The sequence below is a fragment of the Patiriisocius sp. genome (assembly GCF_051252435.1).
GTDB lineage: Bacteria > Bacteroidota > Bacteroidia > Flavobacteriales > Flavobacteriaceae > Patiriisocius.
On record NZ_JBPOFW010000001.1, the window covers coordinates 677,050 to 698,725 of the forward strand.

Annotated in this window: 20 protein-coding genes; 11 read left to right on the forward strand and 9 right to left on the reverse strand. The window is 36.2% G+C overall.

All coding sequences use genetic code 11. The features are described 5' to 3' along the window. The first annotated feature begins 9 nt into the window (after window positions 1–9). Window positions 10–681 (forward strand): 16S rRNA (cytidine(1402)-2'-O)-methyltransferase, encoded by a 672-nt coding sequence (gene rsmI, locus ACSHW7_RS03045; protein WP_435677838.1) that lies wholly within the window; start codon window positions 10–12, stop codon window positions 679–681. Here the strand turns inward: rsmI and ACSHW7_RS03050 are convergent, their stop codons facing one another. Genes ACSHW7_RS03050 through ACSHW7_RS03060 form a run of 3 tightly spaced genes read right to left on the reverse strand, consistent with a single transcriptional unit; the run spans window position 682 to window position 4,426 of the window. Then, a complete protein-coding gene (locus ACSHW7_RS03050; protein ID WP_435677839.1) occupies window positions 682–2,970 on the reverse strand; it encodes a TonB-dependent receptor plug domain-containing protein in 2,289 nt (762 codons plus the stop codon). Further along, entirely contained in the window at window positions 2,963–3,862 is a 900-nt protein-coding gene (locus ACSHW7_RS03055; RefSeq protein WP_435677840.1) for a FecR family protein, read from the reverse strand. Before ACSHW7_RS03055 ends, ACSHW7_RS03050 begins: the two co-directional genes overlap by 8 nt. 48 nt (window positions 3,863–3,910) lie before the next feature. After that, on the reverse strand, window positions 3,911–4,426 hold the full coding sequence (locus tag ACSHW7_RS03060) for an RNA polymerase sigma factor (protein WP_435677841.1): 516 nt from the start codon (window positions 4,424–4,426) through the stop codon (window positions 3,911–3,913). 121 nt (window positions 4,427–4,547) lie between these two features. Here ACSHW7_RS03060 and ACSHW7_RS03065 point away from each other — a divergent pair, with 121 nt between their 5' ends. Beyond that, on the forward strand, window positions 4,548–6,326 hold the full coding sequence (locus ACSHW7_RS03065; protein WP_435677842.1) for a LamG domain-containing protein: 1,779 nt from the start codon (window positions 4,548–4,550) through the stop codon (window positions 6,324–6,326). A 121-nt stretch (window positions 6,327–6,447) separates the two neighbouring features. Then, window positions 6,448–7,020, forward strand: coding sequence for a uracil-DNA glycosylase family protein (locus ACSHW7_RS03070; RefSeq protein WP_435677843.1), 573 nt, complete (start codon window positions 6,448–6,450; stop codon window positions 7,018–7,020). A 14-nt stretch (window positions 7,021–7,034) separates the two neighbouring features. Here the strand turns inward: ACSHW7_RS03070 and ACSHW7_RS03075 are convergent, their stop codons facing one another. Next, window positions 7,035–7,739 (reverse strand): toxin-antitoxin system YwqK family antitoxin, encoded by a 705-nt coding sequence (locus ACSHW7_RS03075; RefSeq protein ID WP_435677844.1) that lies wholly within the window; start codon window positions 7,737–7,739, stop codon window positions 7,035–7,037. A gap of 142 nt (window positions 7,740–7,881) precedes the next feature. Here ACSHW7_RS03075 and ACSHW7_RS03080 point away from each other — a divergent pair, with 142 nt between their 5' ends. The 7 genes from ACSHW7_RS03080 to ACSHW7_RS03110 all read left to right on the forward strand — a co-directional run bounded on the left by ACSHW7_RS03080 (window position 7,882) and on the right by ACSHW7_RS03110 (window position 16,015). Further along, entirely contained in the window at window positions 7,882–8,769 is an 888-nt protein-coding gene (locus ACSHW7_RS03080; RefSeq protein ID WP_435677845.1) for an MBL fold metallo-hydrolase, read from the forward strand. Between the two features lie 8 nt (window positions 8,770–8,777). Further along, window positions 8,778–10,442 carry a S8 family peptidase gene (locus tag ACSHW7_RS03085; protein ID WP_435677846.1) on the forward strand — a complete coding sequence of 555 codons (1,665 nt, stop codon included), beginning with the start codon at window positions 8,778–8,780 and terminating at the stop codon, window positions 10,440–10,442. A gap of 80 nt (window positions 10,443–10,522) precedes the next feature. After that, window positions 10,523–12,346, forward strand: a complete 1,824-nt coding sequence (locus tag ACSHW7_RS03090; RefSeq protein WP_435677847.1) for a M1 family metallopeptidase — start codon at window positions 10,523–10,525, stop codon at window positions 12,344–12,346. A 175-nt stretch (window positions 12,347–12,521) separates the two neighbouring features. Beyond that, window positions 12,522–12,887 carry a ribonuclease P protein component gene (gene rnpA / locus ACSHW7_RS03095; protein ID WP_435677848.1) on the forward strand — a complete coding sequence of 122 codons (366 nt, stop codon included), beginning with the start codon at window positions 12,522–12,524 and terminating at the stop codon, window positions 12,885–12,887. 138 nt (window positions 12,888–13,025) lie between these two features. After that, window positions 13,026–14,660, forward strand: coding sequence for a S41 family peptidase (locus ACSHW7_RS03100; RefSeq protein WP_435677849.1), 1,635 nt, complete (start codon window positions 13,026–13,028; stop codon window positions 14,658–14,660). A 101-nt stretch (window positions 14,661–14,761) separates the two neighbouring features. Next, a complete protein-coding gene (locus tag ACSHW7_RS03105) occupies window positions 14,762–15,583 on the forward strand; it encodes a sterol desaturase family protein (protein ID WP_435677850.1) in 822 nt (273 codons plus the stop codon). Between the two features lie 60 nt (window positions 15,584–15,643). Further along, window positions 15,644–16,015, forward strand: a complete 372-nt coding sequence (locus tag ACSHW7_RS03110) for a hypothetical protein (RefSeq protein ID WP_435677851.1) — start codon at window positions 15,644–15,646, stop codon at window positions 16,013–16,015. On the opposite strand, the gene ACSHW7_RS03115 is transcribed toward ACSHW7_RS03110, so the two are convergent. The 5 genes from ACSHW7_RS03115 to ACSHW7_RS03135 form a co-directional block, all read right to left on the reverse strand. Beyond that, window positions 16,005–16,445, reverse strand: coding sequence for a GNAT family N-acetyltransferase (locus tag ACSHW7_RS03115; protein ID WP_435677852.1), 441 nt, complete (start codon window positions 16,443–16,445; stop codon window positions 16,005–16,007). The two genes, ACSHW7_RS03110 and ACSHW7_RS03115, sit on opposite strands and share 11 nt — an antisense overlap. A 32-nt stretch (window positions 16,446–16,477) precedes the next feature. Then, the gene (locus tag ACSHW7_RS03120; protein WP_435677853.1) at window positions 16,478–17,395 is read right to left on the reverse strand and encodes a cation diffusion facilitator family transporter; all 918 of its coding nucleotides are present in this window, start codon (window positions 17,393–17,395) and stop codon (window positions 16,478–16,480) included. A gap of 2 nt (window positions 17,396–17,397) precedes the next feature. Further along, entirely contained in the window at window positions 17,398–17,820 is a 423-nt protein-coding gene (locus ACSHW7_RS03125; RefSeq protein ID WP_435677854.1) for a PH domain-containing protein, read from the reverse strand. A 12-nt stretch (window positions 17,821–17,832) separates the two neighbouring features. Beyond that, window positions 17,833–18,264, reverse strand: a complete 432-nt coding sequence (gene rpiB / locus ACSHW7_RS03130; protein WP_435677855.1) for a ribose 5-phosphate isomerase B — start codon at window positions 18,262–18,264, stop codon at window positions 17,833–17,835. A 639-nt stretch (window positions 18,265–18,903) separates the two neighbouring features. Beyond that, window positions 18,904–19,143 (reverse strand): DUF2007 domain-containing protein, encoded by a 240-nt coding sequence (locus ACSHW7_RS03135; protein WP_435677856.1) that lies wholly within the window; start codon window positions 19,141–19,143, stop codon window positions 18,904–18,906. Window positions 19,144–19,403: 260 nt separating this feature from the next. On the opposite strand from ACSHW7_RS03135, the gene rnr reads away from it, so the two are divergent. Beyond that, complete coding sequence (rnr, locus tag ACSHW7_RS03140) at window positions 19,404–21,620, forward strand: ribonuclease R (RefSeq protein WP_435677857.1); 2,217 nt, start codon at window positions 19,404–19,406, stop codon at window positions 21,618–21,620. The last annotated feature ends 56 nt before the right edge of the window (window positions 21,621–21,676 follow it).

Sequence of the window (21,676 nt, forward strand, 5' to 3'; positions counted from 1 at the left end):
GAAAAGCGCATGGCGGGAAAATTATACCTAGTACCAACTCCAATAGGAAATCTTAAAGACATGACTTTTAGGGCCATCGAAGTCTTAAAAGAAGCAGACCTCATCCTTGCCGAAGACACCCGCACCAGCGGTAAACTTTTAAAGCATTTTGAAATCAATACCCATATGCATTCTCACCACATGCATAACGAGCATAAAACGACTGAGAATATTGTTGCTCGCATTCAAGGTGGAGAAACAATTGCATTGATAAGTGATGCCGGAACGCCTGCGATTAGTGACCCTGGTTTTTTGTTGACGCGTGCCTGCGTAGCCGCAGGAATTGAAGTGGATTGTCTTCCCGGAGCGACGGCATTTGTGCCCGCTCTAGTAAATAGTGGTCTACCGAATGACAAATTTGTGTTCGAAGGATTTTTGCCCGTAAAAAAAGGGCGGCAAACAAGATTACAAATTCTTGCTGAAGAAACTCGCACGATAATTTTCTACGAATCCCCTCACAAATTAATAAAAACTTTAGGGCATTTTATAGCATATTTTGGTGCCGAAAGACAAGTATCGGTTTCTAGAGAAATTACAAAACTACACGAAGAAACCATTCGAGGGACAGCCGCTGATGTTCTCGCTCATTTTGAGGCGAAAGCTCCCAAAGGCGAGTTGGTTGTTATTGTTGCGGGTAAATAATCAAAAAGAAATCCGCACGCTCAAATTGGGTGTAAATCCTAATGAAGATTCTTCAAAAGTTTGAATTTCCCCATTCTCATTTGTGTAATATCTATTGAGCACGTTGTTTTGGTTTAACACATTCCAAACAGAAAGTCCAATCACTCCATTTAATTTCGCATTTAATGCAACTTTATAGGTTGCTGAAATGTCTGCCCTAAAATAATCGTCGAGCATTGTGCCATTGGGATTCGCATATAAAATATCTCCATCATTTTCATTTGAGATTTCGGTAGTTGGTAATCCGGAATGCCAATTAAAACCTACGGCAACCGCTAATCTTTTATAAGTATAATTTGTAGTAAACCCCACCGAATGTTGAATCGCTACATTATTTGGAAACCGAACCCCGTCGTTCAAAGATTCAAAACTATATTCATTTCTATTCACGGAGTAACTCAACCAACTTTTAAAATCTCCCCACTTTTTGTGTGCCAAAAAATCAAACCCCTTCACTGTGTAGCTTCCGGTTGTGTTTGTAAATTGAAACTGGTTTTGAAATCCTTGGCTACGTGTTGAAATTCCTTCAACATCTTTAATATATCCTTCTACGCTCAAAAGCCAAGTGTCTTTTTTATAATGTAATCCCAATGAAAGCTGCTTGCTCTTTATTATAGGCACCGTACTGTCATTTGCCAAGACCCACCTTCTTTTTTCAAGACCTAAAAAATCGTTTTGACGATCTATTATTTGAGTGCTCGCTTGATGTTTTAACTCTCCTAAAAGTTCAACTCTAAAATTCTTTGCAATTTTTTGACTTGCTGAAACCCGAGGCTCAATAAACGTTTCGTCAAATTTCGTGTAATACGTTGCTCTTAAACCGGCCCTAATATTGGTGTTGTTTTTTGCTAATTCTAATTCACTAAAACCTGCGTGCGAACGCAACACTTCTTTGATAAATTGTTTAAAATCTGGTCTGCTCACATCCTCGAGGTTTGACATGCCCACTTCGGTAAAATGGTATCCGTTTGTCCAATGCAAAGTAGGTGTCAATGTAGCAGTAGCTTCGGCTTGAATTCCAGTATCGAGGACTTCATTTTCCTGTAATATTTGTTGGTTATTTATCACATCAAAATTTAAGGCGGTCAAGCTGTAGCTTGATGCGTATCCCGAAAGCGATGTTTTGAAATTTGGATTCCAAATGCGGTTATATTGCAATTTTCCCGAAAGGTTGTTTTGGGAAAGCCCACTTTCCAATGCTTCGGGAAAGCCTGCAATGGTAGCTTCTTCAAGATAATTTAACGTGTTGTCAATGGTCAAAAACGATGCTTGAATGTTATCCGTTTCGGTTAGATCATACGTCCATTTTGCGCTCACATCATAAAAGTAGAATTCCTCATTTTTGGTGATGGTGCGGTTGTAATTAGCGCTATTGTTTGTCACATCTGTATCTTGAAAAATTCGGTCAAAATATTGTTCGTACGTAACCGTATTAAAAATATCTGTAATCGAACGTCTTGCTGAAGTTTGCAGTCCCATTTTTTCTCCTATCGGAAATGTAACATATCCATTTCCGTGGAGTAAATTAAAGCCCGCACCCCCCGAAATTTGACTTGGAACCTTATCTGAAAGTTTCATTTGCACCGTTCCTGAAACTCCGTCACCCAAACGCGCTGAAGTTCCGTTTTTTGAGATTAAAACCTCATCAATTGCATACGGGTCAAATGCCGAAATCATTCCGAAGAAATGCCCCGATTGATACATTTTAACACCGTCCCAAAGGATGAGATTTTGGTCGTTTGTGCCGCCTCTAATGTTGAGGTTCGCAATGGTCTCATCTGCACTCGTGATTCCCGGAAGTGCTTTAACGGTTTGCATGACATCTGGCTCAATAAGGCCGGGAAGAATATCAAAATCTTTAGGGGTTACTTTTATCGTTCCATCTGCATTGAGGTTGATCCCTTTGGCCAAATAGTGTTGCACGATTACGGTGCTGAGTTGTTCTATTTCGGGGTTTAAAGGAACCATTGGTTTTTGAATGATAATAGACTTTTTATCAATCATGCTGAAATGTAACTTCGTTTGTTTTTTGAGCATTTCAATTGACTCTTCGAGCGTTAATGTTTCTGGCGGAAGTTGGGTTTCTATGTTTGAAACCGTAGTGTCCAAAAACGAAAATGAAACGCTATAACGCGTTTCTAATTTTTGAATAATTTCGGTAAGTGGTATTGGTTCGGGTTGATTTTGTGACCTTAGTGGTTGGCACAATCCGAAAATCATACATAATAAAATGACTACGTATTTATTCACTCGATAGCAGGATGGTTTTTGAGTCAATGATTTTAGCATTTATTTGCAATGGCATTGTGATTGCCTGTAATGCTTTTTCTAGATTTTCGTGAGGAAAACTTCCCGTAAATAGTTGTGATGTATCAATGTTTAATGCGTTGATTTTCAAGTTATATTGTCTTTCAAATTCGGCGATTATGTACTTGTACGGTTTACTTTTAAATGTGCTTTTTCCATTGATCCAAGTGGGTGTTTTATCAATAAACGAGCTGTTAAATGAAAGTCCCGTTTCCGAAGAAAAAAGTTGGCCGGGTTTTAAAACTTCAGATTTGCCTTTAAAGTCTACTTTTACCGAGCCTTCAAAACAAAAGACTTCAAAAACACCTTCTCTTTCTTGGACATTAAACTGGGTTCCCAATACGGTTACTTTTCCGAGTGAAGTTTCAACAACAAATTTTTCTCCTTTTGAAACCTTAAAAAATGCTTCTCCTTTTAAGGAAATATTCCGGTTGTCTTTCCAATTCTTTTGAGAAAATAGAATTTCTGAATTTGCATTTAATTGAACTATTGATCCGTCTGGCAATTCGGTAGTTTGTTTTTGGGCGGCAATGGTTTCAACGGTTGTAAGTTGGTTGTTAGAAAATTTGAAAATCCCGAAACAAATAACGAGAATCGCTGCGATGGGGAGCAGTATTTTTTTCCAATTCAGTGTTTTTACGTGCTGTTCTTTTACTGCTTCTTGAAGTGATGCCATTTGCGCGTCTATATCATACGGTGGCACGTCAACTTGCTTCATCGCTCGGGAAAGTTTTGTAAGCTCGGCATAATCGTCCAGTTGCATAAATGCTTCTTCCTCTGTTTTTGAGAGGTCGTGGTCCAGCCATTTTTGTATGAGTTGTTCTCGGGTCATCATATATTAAACAGGATAGGTGCAAAAACTCCTACCCCTTTTTCTTATTATTTATAATTCCTTTATCTGCGCTCTCATTTTTTTGAGTGCTGCATAGATTCTTTTTTCTACAGCTTTTTGACTAATCCCTAAGATTTCGGCGATTTCTCTGTGTTTTTTTCCTTCGGTTCGGTTTAATAGGAATGCTACTCTTTCGGCTTCTGTTAAATTAGCGATGGCTTTTTCTACTTTTTCAAGATACTCCCTTTCTTCCATCAAAAACTCGGGGGTTTCATGTGTGTCACGTTTCGGCGCTGCCTTGTTAAATTTTAGCTTTACTTTTTGATGCTCGATTTCGTTGAGCGTAAAATTATTTGCGACTGTGAAAAGGTAGCTCTTTGCTTTTTCGGGAGGGATTTTTTCGCAGTTTTTCCAAAGTTTTAAAAAAGCGTCTTGCACTTTATCCTTAGGGTTAAATTGTTGTCCGTACTTATAAAAAATAAAGTTGTGAAGGTCATTCGCGTGCTTTTTAAAAAGCGCGTTAAACCTGTTTTCTTCACAAACATTATTATGTAGAGATTTTGCCATACGTTAATCTTATTACAAAGAAGCCACAAAAGTTTTACATTGTCAAGGTAGGAGTTTTTGAGAGTATCCTGTTCTATATTTAGAGCGCTCACTTTTTTTTGAATCTAAAAAACCAAAAACTATGAAATCCATTTTACAACACTATAAAAAAGCAACTACCTATTTTGTACTCATTGTGGCGTTACTTGCGTTTACGACTTCGTGTCAAGAAGAAGAGATTATTGTCGAAAATCCACCTCCAGAAGAGAGTATTGAAGCGGATTCAACACTATCGAACGCCATGCGTATGATGGCGAACAATGAAATTGAAATTACTACTGAAGATATTGACTGTATTGATTTTGTATATCCTATTTCGTTTTCTGTCTATGATAGCGAATTTATAATTATCGACACAGTTACCATAAATAGCGCCCAAGAGCTTTTGGTTTTTTTGGCATCTTTAATTCTTAATCCTAATGAAATAGTGAGTTTAAACTATCCGGTTTCATTAGAAAAAGCAGATGGAACTATTGTAGAAGCGAATAACAATGCTGAACTTTTAACCATTATTATTACTGCACTCATGGAGTGTGATGCCATTGTTGACCCAATGAATGATTGTCCACCATTACTAGTTAGCGCTAACTTGCAACAGTGCTTTTGGTATCCTAAAGTTTATGACGGAAACAGTCAATACCAATACAATCATTTTACCTTTTTAAATGATAGTGTTTATAGAATGACCACTTTTGGCTATGAGGTAGAGAGAAAGTACGACACTTACGAATTTGATAACAAGTCATTTATTAAATTTAGAGCCAATCAGGTTCCGTTGTTGGACTTTATCACAGGCGAATGGGAAGTATTAGAGTGTGCTGAAGGAGAGCTGTTATTAAAGAATACTGAAACCAATATTGAAACTGATTTTATCAAAGACTGTGATTTAGATTTAGCAAGTTGCTTTGGTAGCGGCCAAGGAATTTGTGATGATGACAATGACGGCTTTGTAGAAGTAGATTTCAATGCTATTGCTAATCAAGCAAACTGCCCAGGTTTTGAAAACTATACCATTACATTTTACCTTACTTTAATGGATGCAGAGAATCAAACCAATCCTTTGCCCTCTCCTTTTATGACAACAGTTCCAGATACGCAACAGTTTTATTATACCATTGTGGAAAACGCTACGGGAGAATTAAAATATGTATCTGTGTATCAAATCGATGCTGAAGATTGCGGTACAGGTTGTGACAACCCAGGGATTTTAACCGAAGACCTAATCATCTATATGCCTTTTGGTAATGAGGTTCATGAGCTCGTTAGCGACCAGTTTTTATCTGGAGGCGGACAATTGGTTACTGATAGAATAGGCAGCTCTAATTGCGCCATCGGATTTTTTGAAAATGATGACCCAATTATTATCCCAATAACAAACGACAATTTGATAAGTCAAGGCGACTCTTTTTCAGTAAGTCTTTGGTTTAAAATGCAGAATGATAACTTAGGAGATTTGGAAATCATGTTTAGTAAAGGTTCTGGAATTAATGAAGGATTTCAGTTAGCTGTCTTTGATTTGAATACACCTCTTTTTAGTGATAGAACTAACGGATATGGCTTATGGGATAATGATTGGAATCAAGGAGTGGATATAGACCCATTAAATCAGGATTGGCATAACCTAACGGTAACAGTAGATGAGAGCAATACCGTAAGGCTTTATAGAGATGGACAACTTAAAAATATTGATGAAAACTCAAATATAGATATTGGTCCAGATACCGTTGATGGGTATTATTTAAATACTCAAAATTTTAGGGGGCATCTTGACGACTTAAGGGTCTACAAAAGAGCTTTAAGTCCTAATGAGATTGTTACGCTTGTTGGTTTAAATGGAGACTGTAATACCTGTTTAGATTAGTTTTAATTAAGTTAAGTTTTATGAGAGAGAGGGTTGTTCTTTATTGAGCAGCTCTCTTTTTTTGGCTTCCGCCGAAATACTAAACAATAGAAACCGTACTTTGTAATCAATTAAAACTCCATTGAAAAAACTCCTCAAAGAAATAAGAGACTGCACGGTATGCAAAGCCCACTTACCTTTAGGGCCCAGACCAATAATTGAAGCAACCCCAAATTCAAAAATTATTTTGATAAGTCAAGCTCCCGGTCGTGTAGTCCACGAAAACGGAAAAGCTTGGGCAGACCAAAGCGGTAAAAAACTACGGGAATGGTTGGGCGTTGATGAGAACACTTTTTATAATACTAACAACTTTGCTATTCTCCCTATGGGGTTTTGTTATCCCGGAAAAGCAAAGATCGGAGATCTGCCGCCTAGAAAAGAATGTGCTCCACTATGGCATAAGCCTGTAATGAATGAATTTCAAAATGTCAAACTCATCTTTTTAATTGGTAATTATGCTACAAATTATTATTTGCAAAAAGATGGAAGAAACCTCACCCAACGCGTTGAAAATTTTGAGGACTATTTACCACAATATTGGCCGCTACCCCACCCCTCGCCAGTAAATCGTTTTTGGAGAGCAAAAAATCCTTGGTTTGAGGAATTTGCTGTCGAGAAAATTCAAAATCAGGTTGCTGAAATTTTAGGAAATTGAACATTTAATAGTGTCTAAACTCTCATTTGTTGAGCGTAAAACTCCATTCGCTCAGGATTTAAAGCTGAATTTACCTTTTCAATTAATTCAAACTGAGTGTCAAAAATGTAAAAAACACCTTTCTCACCATCCACAGTTCCCATCACTAGATTTATTGTTTCAAACGGCGTGTAAAAATAAACCATGTTATAGCGCTTGGTCCCTATATCTTTTAGAAATGTGGTAATCCGTCTTTTTCCGTTTTCATACATATGAGTATATAGAATACCTTTTATGGTTTCTTCTTTACTTGAAATTAAACCGTCATTATTATACTTTATTTCATCATTCAATTCCTCTCCATTTCGGTAAGTGCGTGTTGACCTTATCACACCATTTTCATAAAAATTAGTTTCAACACCGTTTTTAATACTGTTTGAGTAATGCAAAATACTTTCGGGCTGACCGTTTTTATAGAAATAGATTTGTCTTCCGCTTAAAAACCCTCCGTCTATTTCTAACGACTCAATCAAAACATCATCTTTTTTGATTGCATACGTTCCCTGCATTATTTCTTTGTCCTTGGTAATATAACCGCGGCGATTTTTTTCGTCCACCACCGTTCTATAATCATCAATATCAATAGTATCTGTTAAGTCAAGATTTGAATAAATTGTTTCCCGAACTTTATTACAGGAAAGAAATGAAGATGTTAATAGTAAAGCAAGCAGTAGTCGCATTGATTTGAATTTTAAACTAATATAAGAAAGTACAAATCTAATCATTTCAATAGATTTTATTTGTTTCTGAAATTCCAAGGAGTCTTAATAAAATCTTAACCCATTTCAACAATCGCAACCCTTTTTGTAAATTGCGCATTCTATGAAATTATACCCAATCGAAGCAGGTAATTTTAAGTTGGATGGCGGTGCCATGTTTGGTGTTGTTCCAAAATCACTTTGGACAAGAACCAATTCTGCAGATGCTAATAATATGATTGACATCGCAGCGCGCTGTTTATTGATTGAAGACGGTGATAAACTTACACTCATTGACACCGGGATGGGAGACAAACAGAGTGAAAAATTCTTTGGTTATTATTATCAATGGGGCGATGACACGCTTCACAAATCGTTGAAAAAGCACGGATTTCACAGAGACGATATTACCGATGTTTTTATGACGCATCTCCACTTTGACCATTGCGGCGGAAGCATTCAATGGAACAAAGACAAAACAGGATATGAGCCAGCATTCAAAAACGCGACGTACTGGAGCAATGAAAATCATTGGGATTGGGCAACAAATCCTAACAGAAGAGAACAGGCGTCATTTCTTAAGGAGAACATTTTACCTATGGAAGAAAGTGGGCAATTAAAATTTGTGGATGGCCCAATGAGTTCTATTTCCGAAGAAAATCTAAAGAAGGACTTTATAAAAAATACACCATTAAATTTTGATGTTTTTTTTGCGGATGGTCATACAGAGAAACAAATGTTGCCTGTTTTGAAATATGATGATAAAAACATCGTTTTTATGGCAGATTTATTACCAACGGCTGGGCATTTGCCGTTGCCTTTTGTCATGGGTTACGACACGAGACCATTGCTAACAATGCCCGAAAAAGAAAAGTTTTTAAATGTAGCGGCAGACCAGAACTATTATCTGTTTTTGGAACACGATGCTCATAATCAAATAATTACCGTAAAACACACAGAAAAAGGCGTGCGAATTAACGAAGTATTTACGTGCGCAGATTTATTTAATTAATAATAACTATGAATATATTAAAATCCTCTTTCATTGCAGCAGGTGCTGCAGCAATTTTGTCTGGTTGCGGGTCAACATCCGCACCCATTATTGCCACTCCGGTAGCAAATATTGACATGCTACCATTAAAGGTTGCGCCCATCACAGATACGCAACTCAAAATGTGGAGTTCGTTAGATTTAGCGACTGACACCATCCCCGGGATGGCTGTTGACAGAACGTATGCCGAATTACTCACCGGAAGAACGGGCCAAAAAGTAATCGTTGGTGTTATCGATAGCGGTGTCGACATCGAGCACGAAGATTTAAAAAATGTAATCTGGACTAATGAAGATGAAATTCCAGGGAATAACATTGATGACGATAAAAATGGATACGTAGATGATATCCATGGTTGGAATTTCCTCGGAAATATAGTAGCCGAAAATATGGAGTACGTCCGTATTATTAGAAAACTAAAGCCAAAATACGAAGGCAAAACCGAAAGCTCAATTAGCGCGGCAGACCGCGAAGAGTTTGCAATGTATCAAAAAGCAAATGCTGAGTATGAAAAAGAAGTGCAACAAACGAATGCAAATGTACAGCAGTATACGGGTATTTTATCTCAACTGAAACCCGCTCACGCAGCAATTAGTAAAAAGTTAGGAAAGGAAGATTATTCAAAAGCAGACCTTGCTAAAATTGAAAACCCAACTGAAGCTGAGCAACAACAAATTGCATTGCTAACGCAAATGTTAAATTATGATGACAACATTCCTGCCTTTATTAAACAAGTTGAAGGTGGTATTGAATATTTTCAAGGAAGATTAGATTCTCACTTTAATATGACTGCCGACTTTAGAGGTGCTATTGGAGACAATCCAGACGACAACAGCAATCCTTACTATGGTAACAACGATGTTGATGGTCCAGACCCTAAAAAAGAAGATGCAAAACACGGTACACACGTTTCAGGAATTATTGCGGCACAACGTAATAACGGAGTAGGAATGGACGGTGTGGCGAGCAACGTAGAAATCATGGTTGTCCGTGCGGTTCCAGATGGAGATGAATACGACAAAGACATTGCAAACGCTATTAGATACGCGGTAGATAACGGCGCAAAAGTATTGAATACAAGTTTTGGAAAATATTACTCAACACACCCAGAATGGGTAAATGATGCACTTAGATATGCAGCCAAAAAAGATGTTTTAGTTGTAAATGCGGCAGGTAACGAAGGCCTAAACCTTGACGAAACTCGCGTGTACCCTAATGATCAAGTGGGAACCGGTGCTGAAATTAGCGAAACATTTTTAACAGTGGGCGCATTGAACTACAAATACGGTAGTGATTTAGTTGCAAATTTCTCAAATTATGGAAAAACGAATGTGGATGTTTTTGGACCTGGAGTTAAAATTTGGGCAACAACACCATTAAACACGTACGAATATTTACAAGGAACTTCTATGGCAGCACCTAACGTTGCTGGAGTTGCTGCAATGATTCGTTCTTATTTCCCAAAATTGAGCGCTAAGCAAGTAAAGCAAATTTTAATGGATAGCGGTCTTTCAACAAAAACGGCCGTTGTGCTTGGTGGCGACCCATCAAACATTGGCAATTTCGCTGAAATTTCTACTTCTGGAAAAATGGTCAACATGTACAATGCGTTTATTATGGCATCAAAAATGTAAACCCATTTATAATTAAGTATATTTAGGCTGCTTTTTTCTTCGGAAGTAAGCAGCTTTTTTTAATTAATAATCAAATAACTATGAATTCGATTTTTAAAATTTCCGCAGCCCTTCTTTTCTTCGGAAATGTGGTAGCACAAAACAATACCTCTTATTGGCAACAACACGTGGATTATACCATGAATATTGATGTTGATGCTGATGCAAACCAATATAAAGGAACACAAACACTGGTCTATACCAATAACTCGCCAGATGTTCTCGACCGCGTTTTTTATCATTTATATTTTAATGCATTTCAGCCGGGTAGCGAAATGGACGTACGCTCATTAAATATTGCCGATCCGGACGGAAGAGTTGCCAACAGGATATCAAAATTAGCTCCAGATGAAATTGGATATATAAAACCAACGTTGTTAACGCAAGAAGGAACCCCTTTAAAGTATGAAATCGCTGGGACAGTGCTTGAGGTTACTTTGAATTCTCCCATCCAACCAGGGGCAACCACAACATTTAATATGGAATGGGACGCACAAGTGCCTTTGCAAATACGCAGAAGCGGTCGTGATAATGCCGAGGGAGTTAAATTTTCAATGACACAATGGTATCCAAAAATGGCCGAATATGATTTTCAAGGTTGGCACGCAGACCCGTACATTGGAAGAGAATTTCATAGCCCTTGGGGAGATTTTGACGTTACCATAAATATTGATAAAGATTTTACCGTTGCAGGAACGGGTTACAGTGCTACAAATGTAAAGGGTTCAAAAGAATACAAAAAAGTTGAAAATGCCGGGAAAGGAAAACGCACCTGGAACTTTGTAGCTCCCAATGTTCATGACTTTACTTGGGCAGCGGATAAGGATTATATCCATGACCAATATGAAGCAGAAAACGGAGTTACGTTAAACTTTTATTACAAAGACAATCCAGAAATTAAAGAGAACTGGAAAAATCTACAACCAAAAACTGCCGAAATTCTTGCTTATTTTAATGAACATATTGGCCAATATCCGTACAAACAATACTCTGTAATTCAAGGTGGTGATGGCGGAATGGAGTATGCCATGTGTACGTTGATAACTGGAGAAAGAAAATTTGAAAGTCTTGTGGGCGTAACAGCACACGAGTTTGCACACACGTGGTTTCAGTTTTTATTGGCAACAAACGAAGGAAAACACGAATGGATGGATGAGGGCTTTACTTCATACATTAGTGCAGAGGCCATGAACTATATTGACAATAAACAAAACCCAAATGTCCACGCAGGATCATATCGTGGCTATCAATTTTTAGCAACCAGCGGAAAAGAACAACCAGCAACTACGCACGCCGATCGCTACGCAGAAAACCGAACATACAGCATCATCGCATATGCAAAGGGAGCGGTGTTTATGTCACAACTAGGATATGTAATTGGACAAGAAAATCTAGACAAAACCATTAAAAGATATTTTGATGAATGGGCCTTTAAACACCCAACGCCAAACGACTTTATTCGTGTTGCTGAAAAAGTAAGCGGTATGGAGTTAGACTGGTATTTAATGGATTTTATGCAAACGACAAATACCATTGATTATGGCATTAAAAATGTAGAAACCAGAAAAGATGCTACAGTTGTAACTTTGGAGCGCATTGGTTTAATGGGTATGCCCATTGATCTTGACGTTACCTACACAGATGGAACTCAGGAGCAATTTTACATCCCGTTGCAAATGATGCGTGGAGAAAAACCTAATCCATACAAAGGGCAAAAGCGAACGGTTGCAAAAGATTGGGCTTGGGCGTATCCAACCTACGAGTTGAGCATTCCAAGTACTAAAAAAGTACAATCTATGATGATTGATGCTTCAAAAACAATGGCAGATATAAACCCCGAAAATAACCTTTGGGAGATGGAATAGTTTTTAGCTTCCGCAAAAATTTTAAGCATTTAAAACCTCTTGAGTCTCATGTAAGATTTAAGAGGTTTTTTAATATTTTCCGTTTGAGCGCAATCTAATCCTCTTTAGGATTCTCGTGGTTTTTATAAAATTATCGGGGTTGTTGGCGTTGTTACAATCTCGTTATCTTTACAGCATGAGTTTAAAATTTCCGAAGCAAGAAAAATTAAAATCCCGGAAAGTAATTTCGCATCTCTTTGCGGAAGGAAAGTCATGTTCAAAATTCCCGATAAAAGTACTCTATTTACCCGCTGAGGATGCAGATTGTACAAAAGCAGGTTTTGTAGCCCCAAAAAAGAGTTTCAAAAAAGCCGTTTCTCGCAATCGAATAAAACGCTTAATGCGCGAAGTCTATCGTTTACATAAAACAGAGCATCTAGAAATTAACGGCAAGAAATTTGTGCTGCTGTTTATCTATTTAGGAAAAGAAGAGGTTTCTTATAAAAAAGTAGAAGCTTCAGTAATTAATGTGCTCAAAAAATTAAGGGATAAAGAAATTTAGCTTTTAATTCTGCTTGTAATCATTATATTTATATTTCGTCGTTTGACAAAATGCAAAAGGAAGTAGCGAAAGATTGTGTTCGAGTCACTTTTCCGAAGAAAAAATTAATAAAAGATTCCCTCTTTAGGGGCAATGAATATGAAAAAGAAAATAATTATACCATTTCTCGCAGGTGTTGTTCTATTGACAACTGTAGGTTTTACAACAGCTGTAAAAAGCGATTTTTTTGAAATCGCCAAACAACTCGAAATTTTTACAACACTCTACAAAGAGCTTAATATGAATTATGTGGACGAGGTGACGCCGGCCACTTTAATGGACAATGCAATCAAGGGTGTTTTGGCAGACTTAGATCCTTACACTGTATATTGGAACGAACAGGCCGTTGAGGATGCCCGAATTAAAAATAGTGGCGTTTATACAGGCATTGGAGCTACAATAAGAAATGCCGGGGACAAACTTGTTATTATAGAACCTTTTAAGGACTATCCTGCTGATAAAGCAGGATTAAAGGCAGGTGACGAAATTATAAAAGTGGGAAATACTAACGTTGATGGCTACGAGGAAGACCCATTGGATTTACTCAAAGGAAATCAAGGCACAAGTGTAGAAGTGACTTTTAATCGTCAAGGAAAAACTCAAAAATTGAACATTGAACGTGGTTCTGTCGCGGTAAATGCAGTGCCTTATTATAAATTGATCAATAACGATATAGGATATATTGTGCTGAGCAAGTTCAATAACAAAACAACGATTGAAACTCAGAATGCTCTTGAAAATCTTAAACTACAAGGGGCTAAAAAATTGATTTTGGACTTACGCGGAAATCCTGGCGGACTCTTAAATGAAGCTATCAACATTGTTAATCTTTTTGTTCCTAAAGGAGAAGTAATTACCACAACCGAAAGCGTAATCGAAAAATACAATAAGGTATATAAAACGACGAAAGAACCTGTGGATACTGAAATTCCGCTGGTTGTTTTAGTGAACGGTCGCAGCGCATCGGCTAGTGAAATTGTGAGCGGTGGATTGCAGGATTTAGATAGAGCTGTTATTGTTGGTGCTCGTAGTTTTGGAAAAGGACTGGTGCAGCGCCCTAAAAAACTAACATATGGGACACAGTTAAAAGTAACGATTTCGCGTTATTACACACCAAGTGGTCGTTGCATTCAAGCTTTGGATTATTGGAACAGAGATGAAAATGGAGATCCCGTTCGTGTGGACAGCAAAGAATACAACGCGTTCAAAACAAAAGGCGGAAGAACGGTGTATGACGGTGGTGGTATTTTGCCAGACATTGAACTTGAAACCGCTGTATTTAGTCCCATTACAACTGCACTTTTAAAGGACAATGCTATTTTTGATTATGCCACTGAGTTTTATTACAAAAACAACTCCATCGACCCTATTACGTTTGAATTTACAGACGCTGAGTTCAATAAATTTTTAGCTTTCTTAAAGCAAAAAGGTTTTAAATATGAAACCGATACAGAAAAGAAGTTTGAAGAAGCTTTAAGAAACGCAGAGGACGATGATATTAAAAATGAAATAAACGGCGCCTACAATACTTTAATGGCTCAAATTTCCGCAGCGAAAGAGCAAAAGTTAGTGAAGAAAAAAGCCGAAATTAAATCTCTTTTAAGTGACGAAATTTTAAAGCGTTATTTCTACAAAGAAGGACTTTACGACCATCAAGTAGTCAATAATCCTGAAATTCTTGCGGCTGTTGAGGTTTTAAATGATGACAGAAAATATAACAGAATATTGAAATAATAGGGTTTCATTAAGATGAGGAGTTGAAATCCGATTTGGTTAAGTACTTCGGCAAGCTCAATATAAACTGAGGCCAAAACCATTATGAAGCGAGTAAAACTATGGACTCATTTTTAAACTTTTTTGAAACAATGCCCATTTGGTTAAAAGCCGGATGGGTATTTTTTGTTTTGGCAGTTTTTTGGATTTTAGAAGGCTATTATTCGCTAGCTACCAAACCCTACAAAAAATGGCGGCATGCAAAAACAAATCTTTTTCTACTCTTTTTCGTAATGCTCATCAACGCTGTTTTTGGAATTATAACACTCGGAGTTTTTACTTGGTTAGGCGCAGAAAAATTTGGTTTGCTTTATCAATTTGAAGCGCCTATTTGGGTAAAGTTATTGCTGTCAATTCTAGTCTTGGACGTTATTGCGCAATATGGCGTTCACTATTTATTGCATAAAGTGCCAGCCATGTGGCGATTGCATATTGTTCATCATAGCGATAAATATGTGGATGCGACAACTGGAACGAGACATCATCCTTTCGATTTTATTATTCGCGAAACTTTTGCGCTCGTAGCGGTTATTATTATGGGAATGCCCATTTCGTTTTATTTATTCTATCGCATTTTAAGCGTCGCTTTTACTTATTTTACGCATGCAAATATCAGACTACCGATTGCATTAGATAAAGCACTTAGCTACGTAATCGTAACACCTAATATGCATAAATTCCATCACCATAATGAACTTCCGTGGACCGACAGCAATTATGGTAATATGTTTTCAATTTGGGATAGACTTTTCGGTACGTTTGTCTACGGAAATGTAAATGAAATTAAGTATGGAATTGACATTGCAGATCATACCGATGATGAAAATATAATGGTGCAGCTTGGAATTCCTTTTAATAAAAACGTGAAGAGTAAATCATCCTGATTCAATCATTTAACACCCCGTTAACGCAGATTTTCAATCATTTACCTTATATTATGAGTTATGATACAGATAGACAAACGCGAAAGCACAGAGACAATTAGGGAAGCAGTAGAATATTTAGAGAATAGAGATTACAAAAATATCAAAGCGGATATTGAAGGGTATGAAACTCCAAAATCATATCACAAAGCCGATAGCGATGTTAAGGTAACTCCAGATATTGTTGCAGAGCGTGCCGGAATTAAGCATTATTTTGAAATTAGCTTAAAGTCTGATAAACCTAACCTTTTAAAATCAAAGTGGCGTTTTCTAGAAGTATTGAGTAGAATGAAAAAATGTAAATTCAAGATTTTTACTCGCAAAGGGCATTACAGTTTTACGAACACGATGTTAGATGACTTGAATATGGAAAAAAATATGATCAAGTTATAATCATTGCAACATGTGGAATTCCGTCTTCGAGGTAGCCCTCGCCTACTTGGTGGAAACCATGTGATTCATAAAATTTTATTAAATAGGTTTGAGCTGAGAGTTTTATTTCTTCGGTTTCAAACCTATTTTTTATGGCTTTTTTTGAAGCTTTCATAATATCATGTCCATATCCAAATTTTCGCTCATTGGCATCAACCACTACTCTACCTATAGCGGCTTGATCAAAGTAATATCCAGGCGGGAAACACCTTGTATACGCAACTACTCTATTTTCCTTTGTTCCTATGATGTGAAGGGCTTTTGCGTCTTTTCCATCAATATCTTGATATACGCAATCCTGTTCAACCACAAAAACTTCACTTCGCAATTGTAACAAATCATGCAACTCGTAGATGGTCAACTCATCAAAAGTTTTAATAGTAATATTCATAAAATAATCCTTTGATGTTTTTAATTTCTTTTTCAGTCCTGAACTATGATGTCTTTTACATCATCTTTATTCCATTCTGGTTGGAGGGTTACGTGATTAATTTCGTAATCGTGAAATAATAATTCTTCAACCGTTTCAGAAATACTATCAAATTGAGAAATAGTAACATCTCGTTCCAATACGATGTGTGCTTCAAGATGAATCTCCTTTTCATTTAATTGCCAAACATGGACGTGGTGCACATTTTTAATTTCTGAAATTTCAATAATTTTACTACTAATTTCTTCTATGTTCAAATGGTCTGGTGTGTACAACATTAAAACTTTAAAACTTTGTTTGAATAAATCCCAGCCCATAACAATTAAATAAATTGCAATCAATACGGTCAATACGCTATCCACCCAAAACCACCCAAAATATTTCATTAATAATCCGCCAATCAATACTGCGACCGAAGCAGACATATCTGTCAATAAGTGTAAATAGGCAGAGCGCATATTCATGTTTTCTTTACTATCTTTTTTTAATAAGAGTACACTAAAACCATTGGCAGCAATTCCTAAAACAGCCAGCCAAATAACAATGCCACTTTCAATCGCCTGGGGATTCAAAAAACGTTCAACAGCTTCGTAAACTAAATAAATTGCAACTAATATTAAGGATAGTGCATTTACAAATGCGGCAATAATTTCAGCACGTTTGTAACCAAAGGTCTTTGTGAGGGAAGCTTCTTTTTTTGAATATAAATCTGCTATAAAACTTACAATAAGAGATAGTACATCACTAAAGTTATGCAATGCATCACTTAATAAAGACAAACTCCCAGAAATCAAACCACCAATAACCTGCGCTACTGTAATAATAATATTTAGTAAAATAGAAAGAAGAAGTTTTCTCCCTTTTAAATTAGTGTGCGAATGAGAATGTCCGTGTGAATGTGAGTCCCCCATATTTAAATAGATGAAGTAATCGAAGGGTTGATACTTTGTAAATGTTTAATAAATTCCTTTTTATGTCTTGGTGAAATTATAATACTATCATACGTTTCATATTTTATTTCCAATCTATCAAAAGAGGGTGCTGGAGAAGATAACAATGAATGTATTTTTTCAATACTAATTATACTTTGGATTGGTATTGCAGGATAAGAAAAAATTCCAGATTTAATAAGTAACACCTTGTCTTTAATAATATAACGAGTTCTTAAAAAAAGATCAATACAAAAAACTAAAATTAACCCAATAATTATCTTTAACAACCATCCGCCCAAAGTATCCATTCTTTCATCTAAAATTAATTTGACAACAAACACTATAAATAGCGCTGCTAGAATTCCTAGTAAAATGAAATTTATCTTAGATCTATACAGCTTCATAACAAGTGAAAATTAAGAACACGTTATCTTATCAACTCTATTTTGATGGCGGCCTCCTTCAAATTCAGTTTTCAAAAAAGTTTGTACCATTTTTACAGCTTGAGGGATAGATGTAAAACGAGCTGGAATACACAGTATGTTTGCGTCATTATGTTGACGGCTCAACGCAACGATTTCTTGATTCCAGCAAATGGCTGCACGTACTTTTGGATATTTATTTGCCGTCATTGCAACGCCGTTGGCGCTCCCGCAGATAAGAATTCCGAATGGCACTTCGCCATCATCAACAGCTTTTGCTACTGGGTTTGCAAAATCTGGGTAATCAACACTGTCTAACGTATCGGTTCCGTAATTTGTAACTTCGTGTCCTTGTTCTTTTAAATATGCTACAATTGCAAATTTATAATCGGGTCCTGCGTGGTCATTTCCTATAGCTATTTTCATTTTTTTTCTTTCTCTCACTCGTTTCTCATTCGTCGAAGACAAGATAAAAACGGGTAATTTTTAATTAATATTCAGAATAATGTAAAGATAAAAATAGTTATCGGGTGGATGGATTACATTTCAGAAAAAAGTACTGAAATCGTGTTTGTTAAAATAGAATTCAAGCTGTTAACATTTACTTAACATTGTTGTTAATATCTAACTCGTAGAAAAAGAAAGAAAAATTTGCACAGTAGTTTCAAAAAATTCATATCCATTTTTAATTTGAAATTCCAAAATATAACTACCGAATTTATAGGTTACTTTTCAGATTAAAAGTTGGACTTTCTAACACTGAAATTTTAAAATATTATCAAAAATCTATAGTGAATTCACTTTATCAACAATTGTTAATTCAAGGTTACAATGTCTTATATTTCAGAAGAAATCACCTTTTATATCTTGTTAATAACGTACTAAAAACAAACTACAACTATTAAAACAAGCATTGCACCACAAAGTTATACCGCTATTAACATACCATCATATACATCATTTTTATTTTAAATTTTTAAAAAGAAAAAAGTGAAGTATGTATAGTTGTTGATAACAGGGATAAGTTTAAAAATAGAAGTTTTTATTTCGGAAAAATACCATGTTTCAAACAACAGATAAATGCGAGTCATCCTCTAGAGAATTCATAATAACTTTCGCTTTGTCAATATCGCTAGGATGCACTTTAAGTCTGATTCCGCCAAAAGCGTTACTATGAAATGGAAGAACACTGATCATTGTTTCATTCTGGAAAAAATACCGCAACTCCGCCTGCTCAAACAAATGTTGCAGCACAGCATATTCGTTTGGGAACGTGAAAACCGCTATTGTTTTATAATCTTCCATTAGTTAAATTTAGGTATAATTTTTATAGTATTTCTGAAATAAAACTACTTAAAAATATAATAGTTTAGTGCAATTCTTCCCTCCAGAATATAATCTTATCAAGCTTTTCTGTCTCTTAACTAAAGCACACAATCTTAAATCTTTACAAATAACAAAGTGATTGATTTTTATTAAAGGTATTTTTACATTAAATAATAATACAATTCCCACCTTTGTGGGAACAAAAAAAAGACTGAGACAAAATTGTCTGAGCAATGTATATGTCGAAAAGAACAAAACAAAAAACAAAAAAGAATACAGATGGCCTTGAACAAAAAATCCTTGAAGTACTTCGAAAGGATCATTCAAACCCACAAAATCATAAACAAATAGCTGCAAAAATGGGCGTTGATGACGCAAATAGCCGCAACCAGATTGTAAAAAAATTAAAAGAATTACAAGTTAAAAAGACCATTCAGGAAATTGAAAGAGGTAAATATATTCTTACCCCAAACCAAAATTACTACACAGGAAAGGTCGATATCGCTGGACGTGGTCAAGGCTACATTATAGTGGAAGACTTAGAAGACGATATCCTCGTAAAGAATAAAAATCTCAATAAAGCACTACAAAATGATATTGTTGAGGTATATGTTTTTAAACGCCGCCGCGGTGGGAAGACTGAAGGTGAAGTAACAAGAATTATTGAAAGAAGTAAAACCGAGTTTGTTGGCACCATCGATATCAAAGAAAATTTTGCATTTGTAGATACGAGTGATCATAAAATGTACACTGATATTTTTGTACCAAAAGCAAATATTGGAGATGCAAAACAAGGTGAAAAAGTATTGGTGCGTATGGACGATTGGCCCGAAAAAGCAGACTCTCCTTATGGTACCGTACTCAAAAGTTTGGGGATGCCCGGCGAGCATAACACTGAGATACATTCTATATTAGCGCAATATGGTTTGCCGTATGATTTTCCACCAGAAGTGGAGGAATATGCAAATACGTTGGATACTAAAATACATGCTTCGGAAATTGCTAAACGGCGAGATATGCGAAAGGATTTAACATTTACCATCGATCCAAAAGACGCAAAAGATTTTGATGATGCACTTTCATTTACTACCCTTGAAAATGGAAACTACGAAATAGGAATTCATATTGCAGATGTGGCGCATTACCTGCAACCAGGAACCATACTTGATGATGAAGCGTATGAACGCGCAACATCTGTTTATTTAGTTGATAGAGTAGTACCTATGCTACCAGAAATTTTATCAAACGGAGCTTGTTCATTAAGACCGCACGAAGAAAAATATACGTTTTCTGCTGTTTTTGAAATGGATAAAAATGCAAAGGTTTTAAAAAAATGGTTCGGTCGTACGGTAACATATTCAGATGCTCGATTTGCGTATGAAGAAGCGCAGCAAATTATTGATAATAATGTAGGGAAAAGTAGTACCGATAGTAATTTAGATCGTAACATTTCCGAAGCTATTTCCATTACAGATAAAGCGTATCAAGTGGATGCTCCAATCGCGAGTGCTATTTTAGAAATGGACAGACTTGCTAAAATTTTGAGAAAAGCAAGGATGAACGCCGGTGCGATTTCGTTTGATAAAGTTGAAGTAAAATTTATTCTCGATGAAGAAGCAACGCCCACGGGAGTTTATTTTAAAGAAAGTAGAGATGCTAATAAATTGATTGAAGAATTTATGCTTTTAGCAAATAGAAGCGTGGCAGAATTTATTGGTAAAAATAAAAATAAGCAAGGCGAATCTAAAACGTTTGTATATCGTGTACACGACGAGCCAGATGATGAAAAGATTGCAGCGTTAGAAAATATTATAAAGCAATTTGGTTATAAATTGAACACCAAAGACCGAAATTCCACAGCGCAGTCATTAAATAAATTATTAGACGATGTTCAAGGTCGTAAAGAGCAAAATATGATTGATACACTTGCTATTCGTACGATGAGCAAGGCTGTTTATACCACACAAAATATAGGTCATTACGGATTAGCATTTGATTATTACACTCATTTTACTTCCCCTATTCGTCGTTATCCGGATGTGATGGTACACCGTTTATTACAACGCTATCTTAATGGAAATGAAAGTGCAAAAAAAGAAAAATATGAAGACCGTTGTGCACACTCGAGCGATATGGAAAATCTTGCGGCAAGAGCTGAGCGGGATAGTATTAAATACATGCAAGTCAAGTATATGAAAGACCATCAAGACCAAGAATTTAAAGGTGTTATAAGTGGTGTGACCGAATGGGGAATCTATGTAGAAATCATAGAGAATAAATGCGAAGGAATGATTAGAATCCAAGATATGCGCGATGACCACTATGAGTTTATCAAAGAAGAATATGCTGTGGTTGGACAGCGCAAGCATAAAAAATATGTGTTAGGTGATGAAGTACAGGTAAAAGTGAAAAATGCCGATTTAGTAAGAAAGCACTTAGATTTCGAATTTGTATAAATTCGACTTTGGAATATCTTTTGTAAAACACATTTCAAAAAAATAAAAAACGAAAT

What these genes read in the sequence shown, in the direction of transcription:
- rsmI (WP_435677838.1), top strand. Translation starts at nt 10, where the DNA reads ATGGCGGGAAAATTATACCTAGTACCAACTCCAATAGGAAATCTTAAA.
- ACSHW7_RS03055 (WP_435677840.1), bottom strand. Translation starts at nt 3,862, where the DNA reads ATGATGACCCGAGAACAACTCATACAAAAATGGCTGGACCACGACCTC.
- ACSHW7_RS03060 (WP_435677841.1), bottom strand. Translation starts at nt 4,426, where the DNA reads ATGGCAAAATCTCTACATAATAATGTTTGTGAAGAAAACAGGTTTAAC.
- ACSHW7_RS03065 (WP_435677842.1), top strand. Translation starts at nt 4,548, where the DNA reads ATGAAATCCATTTTACAACACTATAAAAAAGCAACTACCTATTTTGTA.
- ACSHW7_RS03075 (WP_435677844.1), bottom strand. Translation starts at nt 7,739, where the DNA reads ATGCGACTACTGCTTGCTTTACTATTAACATCTTCATTTCTTTCCTGT.
- ACSHW7_RS03080 (WP_435677845.1), top strand. Translation starts at nt 7,882, where the DNA reads ATGAAATTATACCCAATCGAAGCAGGTAATTTTAAGTTGGATGGCGGT.
- ACSHW7_RS03085 (WP_435677846.1), top strand. Translation starts at nt 8,778, where the DNA reads ATGAATATATTAAAATCCTCTTTCATTGCAGCAGGTGCTGCAGCAATT.
- ACSHW7_RS03090 (WP_435677847.1), top strand. Translation starts at nt 10,523, where the DNA reads ATGAATTCGATTTTTAAAATTTCCGCAGCCCTTCTTTTCTTCGGAAAT.
- rnpA (WP_435677848.1), top strand. Translation starts at nt 12,522, where the DNA reads ATGAGTTTAAAATTTCCGAAGCAAGAAAAATTAAAATCCCGGAAAGTA.
- ACSHW7_RS03100 (WP_435677849.1), top strand. Translation starts at nt 13,026, where the DNA reads ATGAAAAAGAAAATAATTATACCATTTCTCGCAGGTGTTGTTCTATTG.
- ACSHW7_RS03105 (WP_435677850.1), top strand. Translation starts at nt 14,762, where the DNA reads ATGGACTCATTTTTAAACTTTTTTGAAACAATGCCCATTTGGTTAAAA.
- ACSHW7_RS03110 (WP_435677851.1), top strand. Translation starts at nt 15,644, where the DNA reads ATGATACAGATAGACAAACGCGAAAGCACAGAGACAATTAGGGAAGCA.
- ACSHW7_RS03115 (WP_435677852.1), bottom strand. Translation starts at nt 16,445, where the DNA reads ATGAATATTACTATTAAAACTTTTGATGAGTTGACCATCTACGAGTTG.
- ACSHW7_RS03120 (WP_435677853.1), bottom strand. Translation starts at nt 17,395, where the DNA reads ATGGGGGACTCACATTCACACGGACATTCTCATTCGCACACTAATTTA.
- ACSHW7_RS03125 (WP_435677854.1), bottom strand. Translation starts at nt 17,820, where the DNA reads ATGAAGCTGTATAGATCTAAGATAAATTTCATTTTACTAGGAATTCTA.
- rpiB (WP_435677855.1), bottom strand. Translation starts at nt 18,264, where the DNA reads ATGAAAATAGCTATAGGAAATGACCACGCAGGACCCGATTATAAATTT.
- ACSHW7_RS03135 (WP_435677856.1), bottom strand. Translation starts at nt 19,143, where the DNA reads ATGGAAGATTATAAAACAATAGCGGTTTTCACGTTCCCAAACGAATAT.
- rnr (WP_435677857.1), top strand. Translation starts at nt 19,404, where the DNA reads ATGTCGAAAAGAACAAAACAAAAAACAAAAAAGAATACAGATGGCCTT.